Source organism: Kitasatospora sp. NPDC032150, from assembly GCF_055579945.1.
The window spans coordinates 1-1622 of record NZ_JBVIMH010000105.1 but is presented as its reverse complement, the minus strand read 5'-3'; the positions used below and the strand labels follow the sequence as shown (position 1 = coordinate 1622).

Below are 1622 nucleotides of genomic sequence, written 5' to 3'. Positions count from 1 at the left end.
GGTCTAACTAGCCGTTGCTCTATCGATCCTGGTGATCGTGAGTTCGAGTCTGCCAACTCGGTCGGGTGATCTTCTGGTCGGCAGGGCATGAAAGTGGGGCCTCCCGCACAGCTCGTGGGTGTCGAATCCAGCCGAGCAACAGGAGGCCCCTGGTGCCGCAGTCTTCCGTCTCCGTGACGTTGCCGTCCAACTCCGCACCCCTGTCGTGTGATTGTCTCGCTCACCGGTTCGGGAACGCCGGGGACCGGCCGCACAGGCATCCGAGGTACCCCTCGGACATGAGCGACGCGGAGTGGGCCATCGTGCGCGACGCGATGCCCGTGCCCGCCTGGCTGGAAGGCCGCGGCGGGCAGCCGGAGGGCTACTGCCACCGGCAGCTGGTCGACGCTGTGCGCTACCTGGTCGCGGGCGGCATCGCCTGGAGGGCGGTGCCCGCGGACTTCCCCGCATGGGACCGCGTCTACGCCTTCTTCCGGCGCTGGCGGGACAAGGGCCTGGTCGCCGAGTTCCACGACCGGCTGCGCGACCGGGTCCGCGAGGCGGCCGGCCGTGATCCGGAGCCGACCGCCGGGATCATCGACGCGCAGTCGGTGAAAGGGGCCGCGTCGGTGCCGGCTGCGAGCCGGGGGTTCGACGGCGGGAAGAAGGTGAACGGCCGCAAGAGGCACATCGTCGTGGACACCCTCGGGCTGCTGCTGGCCGTGATGGTCACTGCCGCATCCGTCACCGACCGTGAGGCCGGCCAAACGCTGCTGGAGCGGCTGCGTGAGCGGCACTGGCGCATCTCGCTGGTGTGGGCCGACGGCGGCTACACCGGGCGCCTGGTCGACCTCGTCCGCGATGTCCTGCACATGGCGCTGACGGTGGTCAGACGCACCGACGACGCCACGGGCTTCGTGGTGCTGCCGAAAAGGTGGCTGGTGGAGAGGACGTTCGCGTGGCTGATGCACTCACGCCGCCTGGTCCGCGACTACGAGACCCGCACCGACACCTCCGAGGCGATGATCCGGTGGTCGATGAGCATGGTCATGAGCCGCCGGCTCGCCCGGCGAGCGCGCTGAACATCCCCGGGCGTCCCTCGACCAGCCAGCCCCGCGCGGCCAGGCGCTTCACCTTCGACCGCACTCCCTCCACCTTCGCCGCGACCACCTCCAGACCCAAGGCCGCCGCGAGCTGGCGACAGTCCATCTCCTCCCCGCTCCCCGCCAGGGTCTCCACGAGCCGCTGGTAGTCCGGCGCCAGCGCGTCGGGAGCGAGCCCTTCCCTCCAGGCGGGAACCACCGATCCGGGCACCGCGCCGGCCACCCGCGCAGGCCGTTCACCGGCCACCCCAGCCGGCAGCGCCTCCTCGCCCACGGGAGGTTCTGCCAGGACTTCGGCCACCGTCTGACGGGCAATCACGAACCGCTCCCATGCGGCTTCCGCCTCCTGCAGCTCGGCCTGCAGAACCTCCACCCGCTGCCGAGCAGCACGCTCGCGCTCCTCAAGCAGCCCCATCACCGACGGCATCCGGCACCTCCACCGAAGAGACGACACGACACCCCGTCTCTGCCACCGAGGCACCGGCACCATGCCTGACCAGCGGAAACGCACCCGTCGCTATCGGAAAGACAACGGCTTCT

At 70.2% G+C, this 1622-nt stretch carries 2 protein-coding genes; one reads left to right on the top strand and one right to left on the bottom strand.

Going from position 1 to position 1622, the window contains the following annotated elements:
• The first annotated feature begins 278 nt into the window (after nt 1–278).
• Nucleotides 279–1061, top strand: coding sequence for an IS5 family transposase (locus ACZ5ON_RS36005; protein WP_465601837.1), 783 nt, complete (start codon nt 279–281; stop codon nt 1059–1061).
• Here the strand turns inward: ACZ5ON_RS36005 and ACZ5ON_RS36000 are convergent.
• Nucleotides 1027–1509, bottom strand: a complete 483-nt coding sequence (locus tag ACZ5ON_RS36000; protein WP_465601834.1) for a hypothetical protein — start codon at nt 1507–1509, stop codon at nt 1027–1029. The two genes, ACZ5ON_RS36005 and ACZ5ON_RS36000, sit on opposite strands and share 35 nt — an antisense overlap.
• Nucleotides 1510–1622: the final 113 nt, after the last annotated feature.